This window comes from Enterobacter sp. 6722112 (genome assembly GCF_058661685.1).
In genome coordinates, this window is sequence record NZ_JBZWGR010000007.1 from 770,411 (window position 1) to 788,324 (window position 17,914).

Annotated in this window: 17 protein-coding genes; 13 read left to right on the forward strand and 4 right to left on the reverse strand. The window is 56.5% G+C overall.

The features are described from left to right. Positions 1 to 21 precede the first annotated feature (21 nt). The 4 genes from AC4OVU_RS05195 (at position 22) to adrA (ending at position 3,526) form a co-directional block, all read left to right on the forward strand. A complete protein-coding gene (locus AC4OVU_RS05195) occupies positions 22 to 1,236 on the forward strand; it encodes a multidrug efflux MFS transporter (protein ID WP_015571317.1) in 1,215 nt (404 codons plus the stop codon). Positions 1,237 to 1,444: 208 nt separating this feature from the next. After that, entirely contained in the window at positions 1,445 to 1,705 is a 261-nt protein-coding gene (gene iraP, locus AC4OVU_RS05200) for an anti-adapter protein IraP (protein WP_003859148.1), read from the forward strand. A 294-nt stretch (positions 1,706 to 1,999) separates the two neighbouring features. Then, positions 2,000 to 2,320: a phosphate starvation-inducible protein PsiF gene (gene psiF, locus AC4OVU_RS05205; protein ID WP_015571316.1), complete on the forward strand. Its 321-nt coding sequence runs from the start codon at positions 2,000 to 2,002 to the stop codon at positions 2,318 to 2,320. A gap of 102 nt (positions 2,321 to 2,422) precedes the next feature. Further along, positions 2,423 to 3,526, forward strand: a complete 1,104-nt coding sequence (gene adrA / locus AC4OVU_RS05210) for a diguanylate cyclase AdrA (protein WP_023296005.1) — start codon at positions 2,423 to 2,425, stop codon at positions 3,524 to 3,526. Positions 3,527 to 3,542: 16 nt separating this feature from the next. On the opposite strand, the gene proC is transcribed toward adrA, so the two are convergent. Beyond that, complete coding sequence (gene proC, locus AC4OVU_RS05215) at positions 3,543 to 4,352, reverse strand: pyrroline-5-carboxylate reductase (protein ID WP_110293085.1); 810 nt, start codon at positions 4,350 to 4,352, stop codon at positions 3,543 to 3,545. 97 nt (positions 4,353 to 4,449) lie between these two features. Between proC and AC4OVU_RS05220 the strand changes: the two genes are divergently transcribed. The 5 genes from AC4OVU_RS05220 to ppnP all read left to right on the forward strand — a co-directional run bounded on the left by AC4OVU_RS05220 (position 4,450) and on the right by ppnP (position 7,086). Further along, positions 4,450 to 4,908 (forward strand): YaiI/YqxD family protein, encoded by a 459-nt coding sequence (locus AC4OVU_RS05220; RefSeq protein WP_003859141.1) that lies wholly within the window; start codon positions 4,450 to 4,452, stop codon positions 4,906 to 4,908. Between the two features lie 144 nt (positions 4,909 to 5,052). Next, entirely contained in the window at positions 5,053 to 5,577 is a 525-nt protein-coding gene (gene aroL, locus AC4OVU_RS05225) for a shikimate kinase AroL (RefSeq protein WP_017383154.1), read from the forward strand. 44 nt (positions 5,578 to 5,621) lie between these two features. After that, on the forward strand, positions 5,622 to 5,813 hold the full coding sequence (gene yaiA / locus AC4OVU_RS05230) for a protein YaiA (protein WP_003859135.1): 192 nt from the start codon (positions 5,622 to 5,624) through the stop codon (positions 5,811 to 5,813). Between the two features lie 236 nt (positions 5,814 to 6,049). Continuing rightward, positions 6,050 to 6,727 carry an AroM family protein gene (locus AC4OVU_RS05235; protein ID WP_003859133.1) on the forward strand — a complete coding sequence of 226 codons (678 nt, stop codon included), beginning with the start codon at positions 6,050 to 6,052 and terminating at the stop codon, positions 6,725 to 6,727. A gap of 71 nt (positions 6,728 to 6,798) precedes the next feature. After that, positions 6,799 to 7,086 (forward strand): pyrimidine/purine nucleoside phosphorylase, encoded by a 288-nt coding sequence (gene ppnP, locus AC4OVU_RS05240; RefSeq protein ID WP_003859131.1) that lies wholly within the window; start codon positions 6,799 to 6,801, stop codon positions 7,084 to 7,086. 47 nt (positions 7,087 to 7,133) lie between these two features. Here the strand turns inward: ppnP and rdgC are convergent, their stop codons facing one another. Beyond that, complete coding sequence (gene rdgC / locus AC4OVU_RS05245) at positions 7,134 to 8,048, reverse strand: recombination-associated protein RdgC (protein ID WP_047727800.1); 915 nt, start codon at positions 8,046 to 8,048, stop codon at positions 7,134 to 7,136. A gap of 123 nt (positions 8,049 to 8,171) precedes the next feature. Between rdgC and mak the strand changes: the two genes are divergently transcribed. Next, on the forward strand, positions 8,172 to 9,077 hold the full coding sequence (gene mak, locus AC4OVU_RS05250) for a fructokinase (protein WP_047727801.1): 906 nt from the start codon (positions 8,172 to 8,174) through the stop codon (positions 9,075 to 9,077). 515 nt (positions 9,078 to 9,592) lie between these two features. Here the strand turns inward: mak and sbcC are convergent. Both sbcC and sbcD read right to left on the reverse strand, forming a co-directional pair. Then, positions 9,593 to 12,724: an exonuclease subunit SbcC gene (sbcC, locus tag AC4OVU_RS05255; protein WP_110292606.1), complete on the reverse strand. Its 3,132-nt coding sequence runs from the start codon at positions 12,722 to 12,724 to the stop codon at positions 9,593 to 9,595. Continuing rightward, positions 12,721 to 13,926, reverse strand: coding sequence for an exonuclease subunit SbcD (sbcD, locus tag AC4OVU_RS05260; protein ID WP_017694432.1), 1,206 nt, complete (start codon positions 13,924 to 13,926; stop codon positions 12,721 to 12,723). The genes sbcC and sbcD overlap by 4 nt, the downstream gene beginning before the upstream one ends. Before the next feature lie 187 nt (positions 13,927 to 14,113). Here sbcD and phoB point away from each other — a divergent pair, with 187 nt between their 5' ends. From phoB to brnQ, 3 genes are all read left to right on the forward strand, one after another. Beyond that, entirely contained in the window at positions 14,114 to 14,803 is a 690-nt protein-coding gene (gene phoB, locus AC4OVU_RS05265) for a phosphate response regulator transcription factor PhoB (protein WP_003859122.1), read from the forward strand. Between the two features lie 21 nt (positions 14,804 to 14,824). Beyond that, positions 14,825 to 16,120, forward strand: coding sequence for a phosphate regulon sensor histidine kinase PhoR (phoR, locus tag AC4OVU_RS05270; protein WP_017383159.1), 1,296 nt, complete (start codon positions 14,825 to 14,827; stop codon positions 16,118 to 16,120). Between the two features lie 409 nt (positions 16,121 to 16,529). After that, positions 16,530 to 17,849: a branched-chain amino acid transporter carrier protein BrnQ gene (gene brnQ / locus AC4OVU_RS05275; protein ID WP_003859118.1), complete on the forward strand. Its 1,320-nt coding sequence runs from the start codon at positions 16,530 to 16,532 to the stop codon at positions 17,847 to 17,849. The last annotated feature ends 65 nt before the right edge of the window (positions 17,850 to 17,914 follow it).

Here is a 17,914-nt window from a genome sequence, read left to right on the forward strand (position 1 = left end):
AAAATGAAGACTATTTCTGTTATGGAATCCTGGAAAGTTAATCTCATTTCAGTCTGGTTCGGCTGCTTCTTCACCGGACTGGCTATCAGCCAGATATTGCCCTTCCTGCCGCTGTATGTGTCGCAGCTGGGAGTGACTTCCCATGAAGCGCTCTCGATGTGGTCCGGCCTGACGTTCAGCGTGACGTTTCTGGTCTCCGCCATTGTGTCGCCGATGTGGGGCAGCCTGGCGGATCGCAAGGGGCGCAAGTTGATGCTGCTCCGCGCCTCGCTGGGGATGGCGATAGCCATTTTGCTCCAGGCCTTCGCCACCAACGTCTGGCAGCTGTTTATTCTGCGGGCGATAATGGGGCTGACCTCCGGTTACATTCCGAATGCCATGGCGCTGGTGGCCTCACAGGTACCGCGTGAGCGAAGCGGCTGGGCGCTCAGCACGCTTTCCACGGCCCAGATCAGCGGGGTCATTGGCGGCCCGCTGCTCGGCGGCTTCCTGGCGGACCATGTCGGGCTGCGTGCGGTCTTTATCATTACCGCGATCCTGCTAACGATCAGCTTTCTGGTCACCCTTTTTCTGATTAAAGAGGGCGGGCGGCCTGTTGTCAGTAAATCCGAACGCTTGAGCGGAAAAGCGGTTTTCGCCTCGCTGCCTTATCCTGGCCTGATGATTAGCCTCTTTGTGACGACGATGGTGATCCAGCTCTGTAACGGTTCGGTAGGGCCGATTCTGGCGCTGTTTATCAAGTCGATGGCGCCGGACAGCAGCAACATTGCTTTTCTGAGCGGGATGATTGCCGCGGTGCCGGGCGTGTCGGCGCTGATGTCTGCTCCGCGTCTGGGGAAACTGGGCGACAGGATCGGTACGGCACGTATTCTGATGGCAACGCTCATCATTGCGGTGATCCTTTTCTTTGCCATGTCATTCGTCACCACACCTCTTCAGCTCGGCATCCTGCGCTTCCTGCTTGGCTTCGCAGATGGCGCCATGCTGCCCGCTGTTCAGACGCTGCTGGTGAAATATTCCAGTGACCAGGTAACCGGCCGCATTTTTGGCTACAACCAGTCGTTCATGTATTTAGGCAACGTAGCGGGCCCGCTTATCGGCGCCTCGGTCTCGGCGATGGCGGGTTTCCGCTGGGTATTTGCCGCGACGGCGGTGGTGGTCCTGCTGAATATTATTCAACTGGCCTTTGCCTTGCGACGCCGCAGGCGAATCGCTGAGGCAAAGTCGGCCCGGTAAACACGATAATATATTATTTATTCTTATGAACGCCGCATTTTTATATAACGAAATGCGGCGCCTTTCTTTCAGGAAAACGTTTCGCTTTCGCGCTGAAATATCTTTTTTGGCAGCGATGTCACTTTTGCATAAGATAAAGCCAATCCATGCTTTTCATTATTCAGAGAGGGTGTTAATTTCAGGGGAAATCACATAAGGAAATAGCACCATGAAAAATCTCATTGCTGAGTTGTTGGTTAAGCTTGCCCAAAAGGAAGAAGAGTCGAAAGAGCTGGTTGCCCAGGTCGAGGCGCTGGAAATCGTTGTGACGGCGCTGCTGCGACAGATGGCAAAACCGGAGCAGGAGGCGTTGATCGACAACGTTGAAGGCGCGCTGGAAAAAGCGCGTCCTGATTCCCAGGTGCCTGCGGAAGATGCGGAGCTGCTTCAGCAATACGTAAAGAAGCTTTTAAGGCATCCTCGCAGCTAACCTGTCTGAGGTGAAATGACGTGTCACAGAATTGTCATGCAGGATGCCTGGCGTCGCTCTGTTTTTATTTTTACACATTTATGCAGGGAAAATTAAATTGAGACAGAGCACACCTTTCACCGCATAATTTCTGTTATTAATTACCGCCTCCCCCCCGGCGAAACCGGTTAATGAATATTGTGCCGATACAGGGCTGAAATAACCGCAGAGCCCGGCGAAAATCAGAGTCGCTGGGTGGTTTTTTTCCCGTAACGAGCCAGACTTAACGTGGAACTTCACATAAAGGATGGTGCAATGAAAACAACAATACTGGTTACCCTGCTCTCTGGCCTGTGTCTGATCGCCTCAGCACACGCGGAAGAGAAAACGTTAACGCCCCAGCAGCAGCGCATGACGACCTGTAACCAACAGGCGACATCGCAAAGCCTGAAAGGGGATGCCCGTAAAACGTACATGAGCGACTGCCTTAAAAATGGTGCGGCTAAACCCGGTGAAAAAAGCCTGACCCCACAGCAGCAAAAAATGCGTGAGTGCAACGCCCAGGCGACACAGCAGATGCTGAAAGGCGACGATCGCAGCAAGTTTATGAGCGCGTGCCTCAAAAAACAGGCGTAGTGCTAACGGGTGAGTCACGGCTGTGGCTCACCCAAAATTTCATACTTTCCCCGCTATCCCCCTCTCTATAATTTGGGAAAATGTTTCAGAATATTCCCAAAAATGATGAATGATGAGTTTTATGACAATCACGAGAACATTCGGGAAGCGTGGCACCAGCAGCTTTCTCAGGATGATTCATACCGTTCCGGTCTGCGATTTGCCCGGCGAATACGGCTGGCACGCATCGTTGGTCTGGCGGCGCTATTTGTTCCGCTTGCCAGCGTTCTGGTGAGCCAGTTTCTTTCCGGCGTCTGGTGGTTATTGCTGGTGGGCTGGGTCTTTGTCTGGCCCCATCTGGCCTGGCAGCTGGCTTTTCGTTCGGCTGAACCCCACAGCAGTGAAATTGTTAATCTGAAAATCGATGCCATTATTGCCGGTGTCTGGATGGGGCTAACAGGGTTCAATGCGCTACCAACGGCGGCGCTGATCGTGATGATCGGCATGAATATGATGGGATCGGGGGGATGTCGGTTATTTCTGACAGGACTGGCGCTGCTTGCCCTGTCTGCCTTGCTCACCGTGCAATCCACGGGTACTCCTGTGGTATTGACCTCTGAACCGCTGGCGTTGTGGCTGACGCTCCCCGTGCTGGTGGTCTACCCCATACTGTTTGCCTGGCTCAGCCACCGCACGGCGATCCGTCTGGCAGAGCATAAGCGTCGGCTTGAGCTGATGAGTACCCGCGACGGAATGACCGGCGTATTCAATCGCCGTCACTGGGAAACGCTGCTACGTAACGAATTTGAGGCCTGCCGTCGAAGCCATCGACAGGCGACGATACTGCTCATCGATATCGATCACTTCAAGACGATCAACGACACCTGGGGGCATGACGTGGGAGATGAAGCGATTGTCGCCATCACGCGCCAGCTTCAGCTGACCCTACGCTCAGGCGATTATATTGGCCGTTTTGGCGGGGATGAGTTCGCGGTGATCATGTCCGGCACGCCTGCCGACAGCGCGATTGCTGCGATGTCGCGCGTCCACGAACGGCTGGTCAACATGCCGCTGCACGGAGCACCTATGGCGAGGTTGTGTATCAGCGTTGGGGTTGCCCCCTGGGGGGCGCAGTTCACCCACTATCGTGAATGGCTAAAGGCGGCGGACGTGGCCCTCTATAAAGCCAAAAATGCCGGACGGGGCCGCACCGAAGTGGCCGCCTGACGCCCGGCGTAGCGCATCAGGACTTACTGAGCTTCTCTGATTTTTCCATGCATTTTTCCATCGCCTCGATCACGGCGGAGCGGAACCCGCGATCTTCCAGCACGCGCACGGCTTCAATGGTTGTGCCCCCCGGTGAGCACACCATATCTTTCAGTTCGCCCGGATGTTTACCTGTTTCCAGCACCATTTTGGCCGAACCCATCACCGCCTGCGCTGCAAATTTGTAGGCCTGCGCGCGCGGCATTCCACCCAGTACGGCGGCATCGGCCATGGCTTCGATAAACATAAAGACATACGCCGGGGCAGAGCCGCTCACGCCGACTACCGGGTGGATCATCGGTTCGGCAATCACTTCCGCTTCGCCGAAGCAGCGGAAAATATTCAGTACATCCGCCACGTCTTCAGATGTGACCAGCGCGTTCGGGGTAACGGATGTCATACCGGCATTCACCAGCGACGGGGTGTTTGGCATGGCGCGAACAATCTTACGGTCGTGGCCCAGCGCGCGGGCGAGCTGATCGAGGGTCACGCCTGCGGCAATCGATACCACCAGGGTCTCTTTGTTAAGGCTGGAGGTGATCTCGCTCAGGACTTTAATCATGATATTCGGCTTAACGGCGCCAAAGACAATATCCGCCACCTGAGCCACGTCCTGTGCGCTTTCGGCAGCGTTGACACCATACTCATCACGCAGCGCCGCGACTTTATCCGGGGATGGGGTATAGACCCAAATCTGCCCCGGCAGCACCTGCCCGCTGGTAATCAGTCCGCCGAGGATAGCTTTGCCCATATTTCCGCAGCCGATAAACCCGATTTTCTTATCCATCACGTCTCTCCGTTATTATGCGTTGTTATCTCTCATTGATAGCTTAACAACGAAATGCAGGCGACAATAGTCACCAGAATCATAATGGGGAGAGACTATGGCGATTTGGGTTGATGCGGACGCGTGTCCGAATGTCATCAAAGAGATTTTATTTCGTGCTGCCGAGCGCGTGCAGATGCCGCTGACGCTGGTGGCGAACCAGAATATCCGCGTGCCGCCCTCCAGATACATCCGTTCTCTGCGCGTTCCGGCCGGGTTTGACGTGGCGGATAACGAGATAGTACGCCTGTGTGACGCAGGAGATCTGGTGATCACCGCGGATATCCCGCTGGCTGCCGATGTACTGGCGAAAGGGGCGGCGGCGCTGAACCCGCGCGGAGAACGCTATTCGCCGGCAACGATCCGGGAGAAGCTCACCATGCGTGATTTTATGGATACGCTTCGTTCCAGCGGCGTGCAAACCGGTGGGCCGGACAGCCTGTCGCAGCGCGATCGCCAGCAGTTTGCCGCCGAGCTGGATAAATGGCTGCTGGAAGTGAAGCGCCGCCCGGCGTAGCCCACCTCCGGGCGGTTTTGTGGTACAGTGTGGCTTCCACAGGCTTGTCATTCCGTACCGCTTTGCAGTAAAGTTAGCGCAACATCTACTGCAATCATTTCTTTACAGCCTTCAGTTATCCGGCAGCAAGGGGAACACCTGGTTATGAACCCACCCATCTTTTTAGTTGGCCCTCGCGGCTGTGGGAAAACCACCGTTGGTCTGGAGCTGGCGCGTCTGTGCCAGAGTCAGTTTGTCGATACTGACCACTGGCTCCAGGAGAATGCCGGTAAGACCATCGCCGATATCGTTGAAGATGAGGGTTGGGAGAGCTTTCGTGCGCGTGAAACAGCCACGCTGGAAGCGGTGACCGCGCCGTCAACCGTGATCGCGACCGGTGGGGGCATTATTCTGGCGCCGTATAACCGCCAGTTTATGCGCGAAAAGGGTGTCGTGATCTACCTCTGTGCCCCGGTTTCTACGCTGGTGGGGCGGCTGGAGGCGTTTCCGGAAGAGGGACAGCGCCCGGCGCTGACCGCGAAACCGCTGAGTGAAGAGGTCAGCGACGTCCTCGCCGAACGCGATGCACTGTACCGCGAGGCGGCACACCACGTTGTGGATGCGTCAGCGTCACCCGAGAAAGTTGCGATTCAGATTATTACCGCCCTGCGTTTGGCTTGCGCCAGCTAACAGCCGTCTATACTCATAGCTCAGACATAAAAAAAGGATGAGCTATGCCAACCAGACCTCCCTATCCACGTGAAGCCCGCATCGTTACCGTTGAAAAAGGTAACGGCGATCAGACCGTAACCTGGTACCAGCTGCGTGCCGATCACCCTAAACCTGATTCGCTGATCAGCGAACATGAAACCGAACAGGAAGCGCTGGATGCGAAACGGCGCTATGAGGATCCTGAGAAGTCCTGACAGGAATCCGAATTCGTTACAACCGTGCCTGAATCACACTTTTAACATATCGCTGATGTTAAGCAGCAGTTAATATTTAGTTATTACAGGTGGATTCGGAAAGGCCAGTCGATCTTTACATTACGGTGTAGAGATCCCCTGCTACCCTTGGTGCTGTTTTGTTGAAAAAATGAACAGTGCAGCGTAGTGAGCCTGTACCTGTGTGGCAGTTGTGGTAGTAACGGAAGGCGATCAAAATGAAGGCGACGTTGGCGATCCTCACGATTGGTGTGGTGCCTGTAAGCGAAGTATTACCGCTCTTAACCGAGCATGTCTCTGAACAACAAATTACGCATCTCAGTCTGTTAGGGAAGCTGAGTCGGGAAGAGGTCATGGAAGACTACGCGGTCGGAGAGGGGGAAGATCCCCTGGCAACGTTACTCAGTGACGGTAAACTGGCGCATGTGTCGCGCCAGAAAATCGAACGCGCGCTACAGGGCGTGATCGAAGTGCTCGACAATCAGGACTATGACGTTATTTTGCTGATGAGCACGGCACCCGTTAAAGGGCTCAGCGCGCGTAATGCCATTCTGCTCGAACCGATGCGGATTATCCCCCCGCTGGTGGCCTCAATTGTTGATGGTCATCAGGTTGGGGTCATCGTTCCCGTTGAGGAACTGCTGGATAACCAGACGGTGAAGTGGGCCGCGCTGGAGCACACCCCGCTGTACGCGCTGGCAAACCCGTTCTGGGACAGCGAAGCGAAGCTGATTGCGGCCGGGCAGGAGTTGATCGACAGAGGGGCGGATGTCCTGATGCTCGACTGCCTGGGCTTCCATCAGCGGCATCGTGATTTACTGCAAAAGGCGCTGGATGTTCCGGTGCTGCTCTCTAACGTCCTGATGGCGCGCCTGGCGTCAGAATTACTGGTGTAATGATTTTGCGTGACAGGTCATGAGCATGGCCCCTATAGTGGATTTTTCTCTATAAATATAAGGGCCAGTTCATGCTTCAAAGTAACGAATACTTTTCCGGTAAAGTGAAATCCATTGGTTTTACCAGCAGCAGCACTGGCCGCGCCAGTGTCGGCGTAATGGCGGAAGGGGAATACACCTTTGGCACCGCAGAAGCGGAAGAGATGACGGTGGTCAGCGGCGCGCTGAACGTCCTGCTGCCGGGTGAAACGGAGTGGAAAGTCTATAGTGCCGGGCAGGTCTTCAACGTGCCGGGCCACAGCGAGTTCCATTTGCAGGTTGCAGAGCCAACCTCTTATCTGTGCCGCTATCTGAAATAAAAGCATGCCGGGTGGCGCATTCGCTTACCCGGCCTGCGTTTTGCCTGTCAGCGCTGCGCTTCGCCGCCGAGACCTTCCACCAGGTTATGAATCAGCGCCGCCAGCTCGCCGGTCATCAGGATAAAGTCTGCGTCAAAGCGCTGAGCATAATCTTCGCGGTCGATATCTTCGTTCTGATCGCGCAGTTCATCGCAGAACTTAAGGCGCTTCACGGAGCCGTCATCACACATCACAAACTGAATGCGCTGCTGCCAGTCGAGTGCCAGTTTGGTCACCACTTTGCCCGCTTCAATGTGCACGGCGATTTCGTCGCTCACCAGATCCTGTTTCTTCGCGCGGATCACGCCGCCATCTTCCAGCAGCGCTTTCAGCTCTGCTTCATCAAGGATCTGGAAGCCCTGCGCGGCAGTCCCGCTGCGCACCCACTCGGTCAGGGTCAGCTCAATCGGCGTTTCCAGCGCCAGCGGTACCACCGGTAATGAGCCAAGGCTCTTACGCAGCAGCGCCAGCGTATCTTCCGCTTTTTTGGCGCTGGCGCAGTCCACCATGATCAGCCCGTTAACAGTGTCGATCCACATCATGGTCTGGCTAAAGCGGCTAAAAGCGCGCGGCAGCAGCGAGTGCAGCACTTCATCCTTCAGCGAATCTTTTTCGGTTTTTTTAAGCTTACGGCCCTGTTCAGCTTCCAGCTTGAAGATCTTCGCTTCGAGCGCCTGCTTAACCACGGGCGTCGGCAGGATCTTCTCTTCTTTACGGGCGCAAACGATGATTTGCCCCGTGCTGCTGGCGTGGGTCAGCGCATCGCTTTGAGAACCCATTGGCGGAACCCAGCCGGTTTTTGCCATATCCTGGCTACCGCAAGGGGTAAAGGAGTAAGCGGCTAACTGTTTTTCCATCTCTTCTGCACGCAGCGAAACGTCGCGGCTGAGACGGTAAACCATCAAATTTTTGAACCACAGCATGATAATTTCCACGGCCTTGTCGTTAAATCAGCGGGCATGATAACGAATTGTCGCATCGCTTGCATTGCTAATCGGGAAGCGGGCTTCTACTCTGTTGATAATCAAAATAATGAGGAGTGTCTTGTGCGTATTGGGATTGATTTGGGCGGCACCAAAACAGAAGTTATTGCGCTGAGCGAGCAGGGGGAGCAACTGTTTCGCCACCGTCTGCCTACGCCGCGCGATGATTATCACCAGACCATAGAGACGATTGCCCGCCTGGTCGATATGGCAGAGCAGGCAACGGGCGAGACGGGCACGGTCGGGATGGGGATCCCCGGCTCCATTTCGCCGTATACCGGCGTGGTGAAAAACGCCAACTCCACCTGGCTCAACGGTCAGCCGTTTGATAGAGACTTAAGCCAACGCCTGAACCGGGAGGTGCGTCTGGCGAATGACGCTAACTGCCTGGCGGTGTCTGAGGCCGTGGATGGCGCAGCAGCTGGCGCGCAGACCGTATTTGCGGTCATTATCGGCACTGGCTGCGGGGCGGGCGTGGCTATCGGCGGGCGTTCGCATATTGGCGGCAACGGCACCGCGGGCGAGTGGGGGCACAATCCGTTGCCGTGGATGGATGAAGATGAACTCAAATACCGCGCCGAAGTGCCGTGCTACTGCGGCAAGCAGGGCTGTATTGAGACCTTTATCTCCGGCACGGGGTTTGCCACCGATTATCACCGTCTGAGCGGCCAGCCGCTGAAAGGTAACGAGATTATGCGTCTGGTTGAGGAGCAGGATCCGGTGGCTGAACTGGCGCTCAGCCGCTACGAAATGCGGCTGGCTAAGTCCCTGGCGCATGTGATCAATATCCTCGATCCCGACGTGATTGTACTGGGCGGCGGCATGAGCAACGTCGACCGGCTGTACGCCACGGTGCCAACGCTGGTGAAACAGTGGGTATTTGGCGGCGAGTGCGAAACGCCGATCCGCAAAGCCGTCCACGGTGACTCCAGCGGCGTACGCGGCGCGGCGTGGCTCTGGCCGGAATAAACGCAAACCGTTTTTGATGTTTGTAGCCTCTCCCCGTGGGGAGAGGCTACCCCAGTAATTTGAAAGCAAAAGCTATAACGTTGCCTCAGAATAACTGAGGGCTTTCAGCGATGCCTCGGTCCGGCTGTAAATCGCTGAGGCGTTTCCTGTAGGCCGGGGCGAGGCGCAGGGATGCGCCGAGAGGGCGGGCTTTACAGGGATGTTACCTCCGCCCGTCCCCGATAAGCCGGAAGGAATAAGCCGAAGGCACCGCGAAGCGGCGATTTTCCGCCGGAAGCCCGGGTCGCCAGGGTGGTGGCGACTGAGCCACCCTGGCACGTTCACCGCTCATGTCGTGACAGAGTAGCAAGGAACATAACGTGAACGGAATGACCACCAGAGCCGTATGTTCCCCCTCACCCCAGCCCTCTCCCTCAAGGGAGAGGGGCCGTCTGTGCAGGCATTATTTTGTGGGGAACTCTCAGCCCACAGGGAGAGGGCCAGGGTGAGGGCACCAGAGCGCATCATCCCCCCATTTACTGCACCGCAAACTCCCTGTCCAGCCTGCTATATCCCAGCCCGTTGATCTTCTTCACTTTGATCTGCACCGGAATGCGCTCTTTCATTGCCTCTACGTGGCTGATCACGCCAATGGCTTTCCCGGTGGCGTTCAGCGCGTCGAGCGCGTCCAGCGCGGTGTCCAGCGTTTCGCTGTCGAGCGTGCCGAATCCTTCATCCAGGAACAGCGAGTCAATGCGCGTTTTGTGACTGACCAGATCGGAAAGCGCTAAAGCCAGCGCCAGACTGACCAGGAAACTCTCCCCGCCGGAAAGGGTACGGGTATCGCGTACCGCATCGGCCTGCCAGGTATCGACCACTTCCAGCTCCAGCGCGTCGCTGGCTTTACGCTGAAGCAGATAGCGGCCATGCAGACGGTTGAGCTGCTGGTTGGCAAGCCACACCAGATTATCCAGCGTCAGCCCCTGGGCGAATTTACGGAATTTATCGCCGGTGCTGGAGCCTATCAGCGCGTTGAGATAGCCCCAGTCGTCGGCCTGACGCGCCGCCTCCTCAATCTGCTGCATAAGCGCCTGCTGGTGCAGACGGTTATCGGCGTCCTGTTTGAGCTGCTGGCGGATCTCCCCCTGATGCGTGGTGTTGTTCCGAAGCTGTTGCGCCAGCTGGTGTAACTGCGCCTGAAGCGTTGCGGCATCGGTTTCCAGCCCCTCGGGGCGCTGTGCCTGATGCGCCTGAAGCTGCATGCTTGCCTGCACCGAAAGCGCCGTGGCCTGCTGGAGCTGGTTCTCCAGCGTCTGCTTTTGTTGTTCAAGCTGGCGGATCGACGTTTCATCCAGCAGGGCGGAGAGAAATGCTTCCCGATCGGCAAAGCAGCTCGCGGTCAGCGCGGCGTTGAACTGAGCCTGTGATTGCTGGAGCCGTTCACGCTCAAGCGTCTCCTGTTGCTGTAGGGTGGTGAGCTGACTTTGCAGCGACACGCATTCGTCGTGGATGCCGCGCCAGTTCTCAGGGATAACCGCGTCGGCTTCTGCATCATTGGTAACCGGCAGCGTTTCCAGAATGGGCATCAGGGCGTTAATACCTTCCTGAATCGTACCGTGCTGGGCCTGTTTTTCCTGCCACAGGGTATATTCGCTTTCGCGCGCGCTCAGCCAGGCGCTTTCAGCCCCTTCATCGGGCACGCTAAGCGACAGCGATTGTAACGAGGCCGCCAGCGCCTGACGCGTCGCCGTCAGCTGCTGCTGGTACTGGCGCGCCTGACCTTCCTGTTCATTGAGCTGGTTTTGCAGCGTCAGACGCTGGCTGAGCTGATACAGCTGGCGTTCATACTGTTCCTGTTCGCTCATCCAGGGGGCAATATCATCCTGAATATTCAGCGCTATGTTCAGGGAGGCGCAGACCTCCAGCCACTCTTTAGTGAGTGCTTGCTCTTCCTCAGAGAGAGTCTGTGCTTCCTCTGTCTCGCGCTGGATCTGCTGGGTCAGCGCATTCACCTGCCCGAGCACCAGCAATCCTTCCTCTTTTAGCGCGGCAACCTCTTTCTCCAGCGCGTCGCGGCGGCGCTGATTGTCGGTCAGTTCAAGCGCCTGATATTGCACAACTGCCGGGTGTTCGCGTGAACCGCAGAGCGGGCAAGGCTTACCCGCTTCGAGCTGTGCACGATAGTTCTCAAGATCCTTGATTGTCGCCTCACGCTCACAGAGCGCTTTCAGGTCGGCATAGTGCTGATTTTTCTCTTTGAACTGCTGACGCCGCAGGATCAGCGTTTCATTGAGCTTAGCCTGCTCAGCCTGCGCTTTCTGCACGCTTTCCGCATTCTGGCGCAGCCGTTTTTGCAGCGGTTGAAAGCGAGCGTGAAGCGCTGTCAGACGCTGGCGGAGCGCCCGCGATTGTGCCTGTCGCTCCATTGCCGTCGCGAGATCCTCAGCCGTCAGCGTCAACCTACTTTCAGGCATCTCAGCCAGCTTCTGACGAAGCTCAGCCATGCGCGCTGCCTGGGCAACAAGCTGATTTTTATCGCGATTCAGCTGCGTAAAATGCGCCCGCCAGCCGGCAATTTCCTGCCCCCAATGACGGAAACGATCGTGTTCGGTCAGCCACTGCGTCAGTACCGTGTGCTCTGCCTGCAACTGTTCACGGTTTCGCAGCGCACCGTTACGGATACGCGAGCGCTGCGCCGCTCTGTGGAGTAAGCGAGTATTTACTTCAACAATTCGCTCTGTTGTCTGCGACAGGCGGGTGGTCTGCTCCTGCTGATACTCCCACAGCGGACGTAGCTGGGCGGCGGGCTGTGCCAGCTTGAGCTTCGCCAGTTGGGGCGCGGCGTCCGTCAGAGCCTGTTGCGCCTGCTGCTGCGAAGCGGCTGCGCGCTGCTGCTCACGTATCAGTTCGTCGTTACGCGTAAGCCACTGAAAATCTTTCTGTTGGCTTTGCTGCTGTGCCAGCAGGACTTTTTCTTCGTCAGTAAGTGCCTGCAAACTTTGCTGTAAGTGCTGCTGCTGTTCCTCGCTCAGCAGCATAACCCCTGCGGCCTGCGCTTCGCACATCTCCAGCGCGTTACGTGCCGCTTTGTGTTTTTCAAAAACCATGGCAGAAATCTGGCCGTAAATTTCCGTGCCGGTCAGTTCCTCCAGCAGCTCAGCGCGATCGCTCGGTTTGGCATTCAGGAAGGCGGCAAACTGCCCCTGAGAGAGCAGCATCGAGCGGGTAAAGCGACCATAGTCCAGCCCGGTGAGTGTGGCGGTTTGTTCCAGCTTATCCGTGACTTTGTCGGCCAGAATTTTGCCGTCTTCGCAGCGGGCCAGCTCAACGCGCGGTGCCTGTAAGTTCCCGTCCGGCTGGTTGCGGGCGCGGTTCTGGCTCCAGAAAGCGCGATAAGCAACACCTTTGACCTCAAATTCTACTTCCGCCAGGCATTCGGCAGTATCGCGCGTCATCAGGTCATTTTGCGCCTGAGAGACCTTATTAAGACGCGGCGTTTCGTGGTAAAGCGCCAGGCAGATGGCATCCAGCAGCGTGGTTTTACCCGCGCCGGTTGCGCCGGTGATGGCAAACAGCCCGTTGCTGGCGAACGGCTCCGCGGTGAAATCAATTTTCCACTCACCCTTTAGCGAATTCAGATTTTTCAGGCGCAGGCTCAGAATTTTCATGCGTTTTCGTCCTCGTCATGGAGGGAATGCAGGGTCTGGGCAAACAGCTCGTTAAGCCTGGTGCGTCTGGCCTCGTCCACCTCTTCATGCGCAAGCCGCCGCGCGAACACCTCTTCAACCCGAAGTTCGCTAAGCGTTTCACGCTGGGCGTTGAGCAGTATTTTCTCGCGCTGCTCGCGGCTGCGGCGTACCAGCAGCACCTCCACGGGAAGGTCTTCCGTCAGCGTCTGTATTTTACGCTGCATATCGTACAGGTAGTCGTCGGTGGTGATTTCGATATCGAGCCAGACGGGGGGATTAAGCGCTGCGCCGCGCCACTGCTCAAGCTGAGCGGTAATGGCGGCCAGATCGCCTTTCAGCACCGCCAGCGGCTGGGTGACCGGCACCTCAAGCGTCTCAACGGCGCTGAGTTTGCCTCCGGTGAAGCTCACCAGATGCACGGATTTGGCCTTGCCCGTTTCGTCAAAACTGAGCGAAATGGGCGAGCCGCAGTAGCGGATATGCTCGCAGCCGCCGATGATCTGCGCCCGGTGAATATGCCCGAGGGCAATGTAGTCGGCGGGGGGGAAGTTTTGCGCCGGAAACGCGTCCAGCGTACCGATATAGATCTCGCGCACCGCATCACTCTTACTGGCTCCGACGGTGGTGAGGTGCCCGGTGGCAATGATCGGAATGGCCTGATCGCCGCGCAGGGCGCAGGCTTCCGTATGTTGCTGGTGATAATAGCGGGTGATGGCCTGCAACAGATGCTGCTGTTTTTCGCTGCCGGACAGACCTGCCTGGCTTTGCACGATATCGCGCGGGCGTAAAAACGGAATTGGGCACAGCACTGCGCCCGGCGTGCCGTCGCGTTTTTTCAGGATCTGCGGCGCGTGTCCGGCGCTGGCCACCACGGTGGTATTGAGGAACGCCAGAATATCGCGGGATTCATTCAGCGTCGCCACCGAGTCATGGTTTCCGGCGACAATCACCAGGTGACAACCGGTTTGCTGGAGGTTGACCACAAAACGGTTGTACAGCTCACGCGCATAGCTCGGCGGCGATCCGGTATCAAAAATGTCGCCCGCCACAATAATCGCGTCCACCTCGTGAGCCTGAGCCGTCTCCAGCAGCCAGTTCAGGAACGCTTCATGTTCCGCGGCGCGGCTTTTGCTGTAAAAATTTTGACCCAGGTGCCAGTCTGAGGTGTGAAGTATGCGCATAAAAGATCCGTGGCAATAATAAGAAAGCAGGATTATAAACGTTCGGGGAACGGAAAATAACCGCTGTAATAAAACAACAGTTTGCTATTTATAGTGGTAATGTTTTTCATAAATCTGTCATAAATCTGACGCATAATGACGCCGCATTACAGACTTGTAACTTAAATACGATAAGACAGGGCAAAGTATGGCGAGACGTATTCTGGTCGTAGAAGATGAAGCTCCGATCCGTGAAATGGTGTGCTTCGTGCTTGAACAAAATGGCTTCCAGCCGGTTGAAGCGGAAGATTATGACAGCGCGGTGAACCAGCTGAATGAACCCTGGCCCGATCTGATCCTGCTGGACTGGATGCTGCCTGGCGGTTCCGGATTGCAGTTTATCAAGCATATCAAACGCGAGGCGATGACCCGCGATATCCCGGTGGTAATGCTGACGGCGCGCGGCGAGGAAGAGGATCGCGTGCGCGGTCTGGAAACCGGCGCGGACGATTACATCACTAAACCGTTCTCCCCGAAAGAGCTGGTGGCGCGTATCAAAGCCGTGATGCGCCGTATTTCACCGATGGCGGTGGAAGAGGTGATTGAGATGCAGGGGCTGAGCCTGGATCCTACCTCACACCGGGTCATGACCGGTGAAAATCCCCTCGATATGGGACCGACCGAATTTAAACTCCTGCACTTCTTTATGACCCACCCGGAGCGCGTTTACAGCCGCGAACAGTTGCTGAATAACGTCTGGGGAACTAACGTCTATGTCGAAGACCGAACGGTTGACGTCCATATTCGCCGCCTGCGTAAAGCACTGGAACTGAGCGGCCACGATCGCATGGTACAGACGGTCCGCGGCACGGGTTATCGTTTCTCGACCCGTTTCTGAACAATGACAGGAGTGTGACGCGTGCTGGAACGTCTGTCATGGAAAAGGCTCGTCTTTGAACTGATCTTATGCTGTATTCCGGCCCTCATTCTGGGGGCTATCTTTGGCTATCTGCCGTGGTTTTTACTGGTGGCCGTGACGGGATTGCTCGTCTGGCATTTCTGGAATTTACTGCGTCTCTCCTGGTGGCTGTGGGTCGACAGAAGTATGACACCCCCGCCGGGAAGCGGGAGCTGGGAACCGCTACTCTACGGCCTGCACCAGATGCAGATGCGTAACAAAAAGCGCCGTCGTGAGCTGGGAAGCCTGATCAAACGCTTTCGTAGCGGTGCGGAGTCGCTGCCGGACGCGGTGATCCTGACGACAGAAGAAGGGACAATCTTCTGGTGTAATGGCCTCGCGCAACAGCTGCTGGGCCTGCGCTGGCCGGATGATAATGGTCAGAACATCCTGAACCTTCTGCGTTATCCCGAGTTCACGCTGTATCTGAAAAAGCGGGATTTTTCGCGCCCGCACAATCTGAAGCTCAATAACGGTCGCCATCTGGAAATCCGCGTGATGCCCTACAGCGATCGGCAGTGGCTGATGGTAGCGCGGGACGTTACCCAGATGCACCAGCTTGAGGGCGCGAGACGTAACTTCTTTGCCAACGTCAGCCACGAGCTGCGTACGCCCTTGACGGTGCTTCAGGGCTACCTGGAGATGATGCAGGAGCAAACGCTTGAGGGGGCGCCGCGTGAGAAAGCACTGCATACCATGCGGGAGCAGACGTTCCGCATGGAAGGGCTGGTCAAACAGCTGCTGACGCTTTCAAAGATTGAGGCTGCCCCGTCGCTGGCGCTAAACGACATCATTGATGTGCCGATGATGTTGCGGGTGGTGGAGCGCGAAGCCCAAACGCTGAGTCATAATCAGCACACCCTGAGTTTTGACGTTGATAACACGCTGAAAGTGCTCGGCAGTGAAGATGAGCTGCGAAGCGCTATCTCAAACCTGGTCTATAACGCCGTGAATCATACCCCGAAAGGGACGCATATCGCGGTGTGCTGGCAGCATACCCCGGCGGGCGCTGAGTTTAGCGTCGAGGACAACGGGCCGGGGATTGGGCCCGAGCACCTCCCGCGTCTCACCGAACGATTCTACCGGGTGGATAAGGCGCGCTCGCGGCAGACCGGCGGGAGCGGACTGGGACTGGCAATTGTGAAGCATGCCGTCAGCCACCACGAAAGCCGGCTCAATATTGAAAGCACCCTGGGTAAGGGCACGCGCTTTAGCTTCGTGATTCCGGAACGATTAATTGCCAAAAAAAGCGCCTGACGGCAGATGTGTCAGGCTACCTTTCCACGGGCCAGCGATTGCTGGCCCGTTTGCTTTGCAGTCAAGCGAAACGCGGATGAATATTATACGGCTGGTGCTTTTTTGTTCGCATGATTAGCCATGAGTTTTTCTTATACATGGCATATTATGTTGGTCTGAATTTTCATGCTGGCATATTGTTCTGGTTTTACGATCCCTTCTTGCCTTTAAACGTTATAAGCGTTTAAATTGCCCCCAATATACTGTCAGACCGACTGTATTTGCGTGGTAAATCGAAAAACTATTCTTCGCCACGCCAGGACGGGAGCATATCCCGCTGAAATTGAGCAAATTTTCCGCTGTATCGTCCCGTGCGGGATGGCGAAAATCTCAACGTATTCAACACCACATCCACAGGCAGTAAGGTTTTATGACCCATCACTTGAAATCGCGTGACATTATCGCGCTGGGCTTTATGACATTTGCGCTGTTCGTTGGCGCAGGTAACATCATTTTTCCTCCAATGGTTGGCTTACAGGCGGGTGAACACGTCTGGACGGCTGCGTTTGGCTTCCTGCTTACTGCCGTGGGCCTGCCGGTACTGACCGTTATCGCGCTGGCGAAAGTCGGTGGCGGTGTGGACAGCCTCAGCACCCCGATTGGCAAAGTGGCTGGCGTTCTGCTGGCAACCGTCTGCTATCTGGCCGTTGGCCCGCTGTTCGCGACCCCGCGTACGGCGACCGTCTCCTTTGAAGTGGGTATCGCCCCGCTGACCGGTGACGGCGCGATGCCGCTGTTTATTTACAGCCTCATTTACTTCGCCATCGTGATTCTGGTTTCTCTCTATCCCGGCAAACTGCTGGATACCGTGGGTAACTTCCTGGCTCCGCTGAAAATTGTGGCGCTGATCGTGCTGGCGGTTGCGGCCATCGTCTGGCCTGCGGGGCCCATCAGCTCCGCGATGGACGCTTATCAGAACGCGGCGTTCTCAAACGGTTTCGTGAACGGCTATCTGACAATGGATACGCTCGGTGCGATGGTGTTTGGTATTGTTATCGTTAACGCCGCGCGTTCCCGCGGGGTGACCGAAGCGCGCCTGCTGACTCGCTACACCATCTGGGCTGGCCTGATGGCCGGTGTCGGCCTGACGCTGCTGTATCTGGCGCTGTTCCGTCTGGGTTCAGATAGCGCAACGCTGGTCGATCAGAGCGCAAACGGCGCGGCGATCCTGCATGCTTACGTGCAGCATACCTTTGGTGGTGCAGGCAGCATGCTGCTGGCGGCGCTGATTTTCCTGGCCTGTCTGGTGACGGCGGTGGGTCTGACCTGCGCCTGCGCGGAGTTCTTCGCTCAGTATCTGCCGCTCTCTTACCGCACGCTGGTGTTTATTCTTGGCATCTTCTCCATGGCGGTGTCAAACCTCGGTCTGAGCCACCTGATTCAGGTGTCAATTCCGGTGCTGACGGCGATCTATCCGCCATGTATCGTGCTGGTGGTGCTGAGCTTCACCCGCCCGTGGTGGCATAACTCGACGCGAATTATTGCGCCGGCCATGTTTATCAGCCTGATTTTTGGTATCCTAGACGGGATCAAAGCATCAGCATTTGCAGAAATCCTGCCAGCCTGGACACAGCGTCTGCCGCTGTCCGAGCAGGGCCTGGCCTGGCTGATGCCTTCCGTTGTAGCGCTGGTTCTGGCGATTATCTGGGACCGTGCGGCAGGGCGTCAGGTGACATCCAACGCCCATTAATCAACGGCAACAAATTGTTTAACCACGGGGCTTAAGGCCCCGTGGTTTTTTGTTTTTTTCGTGTT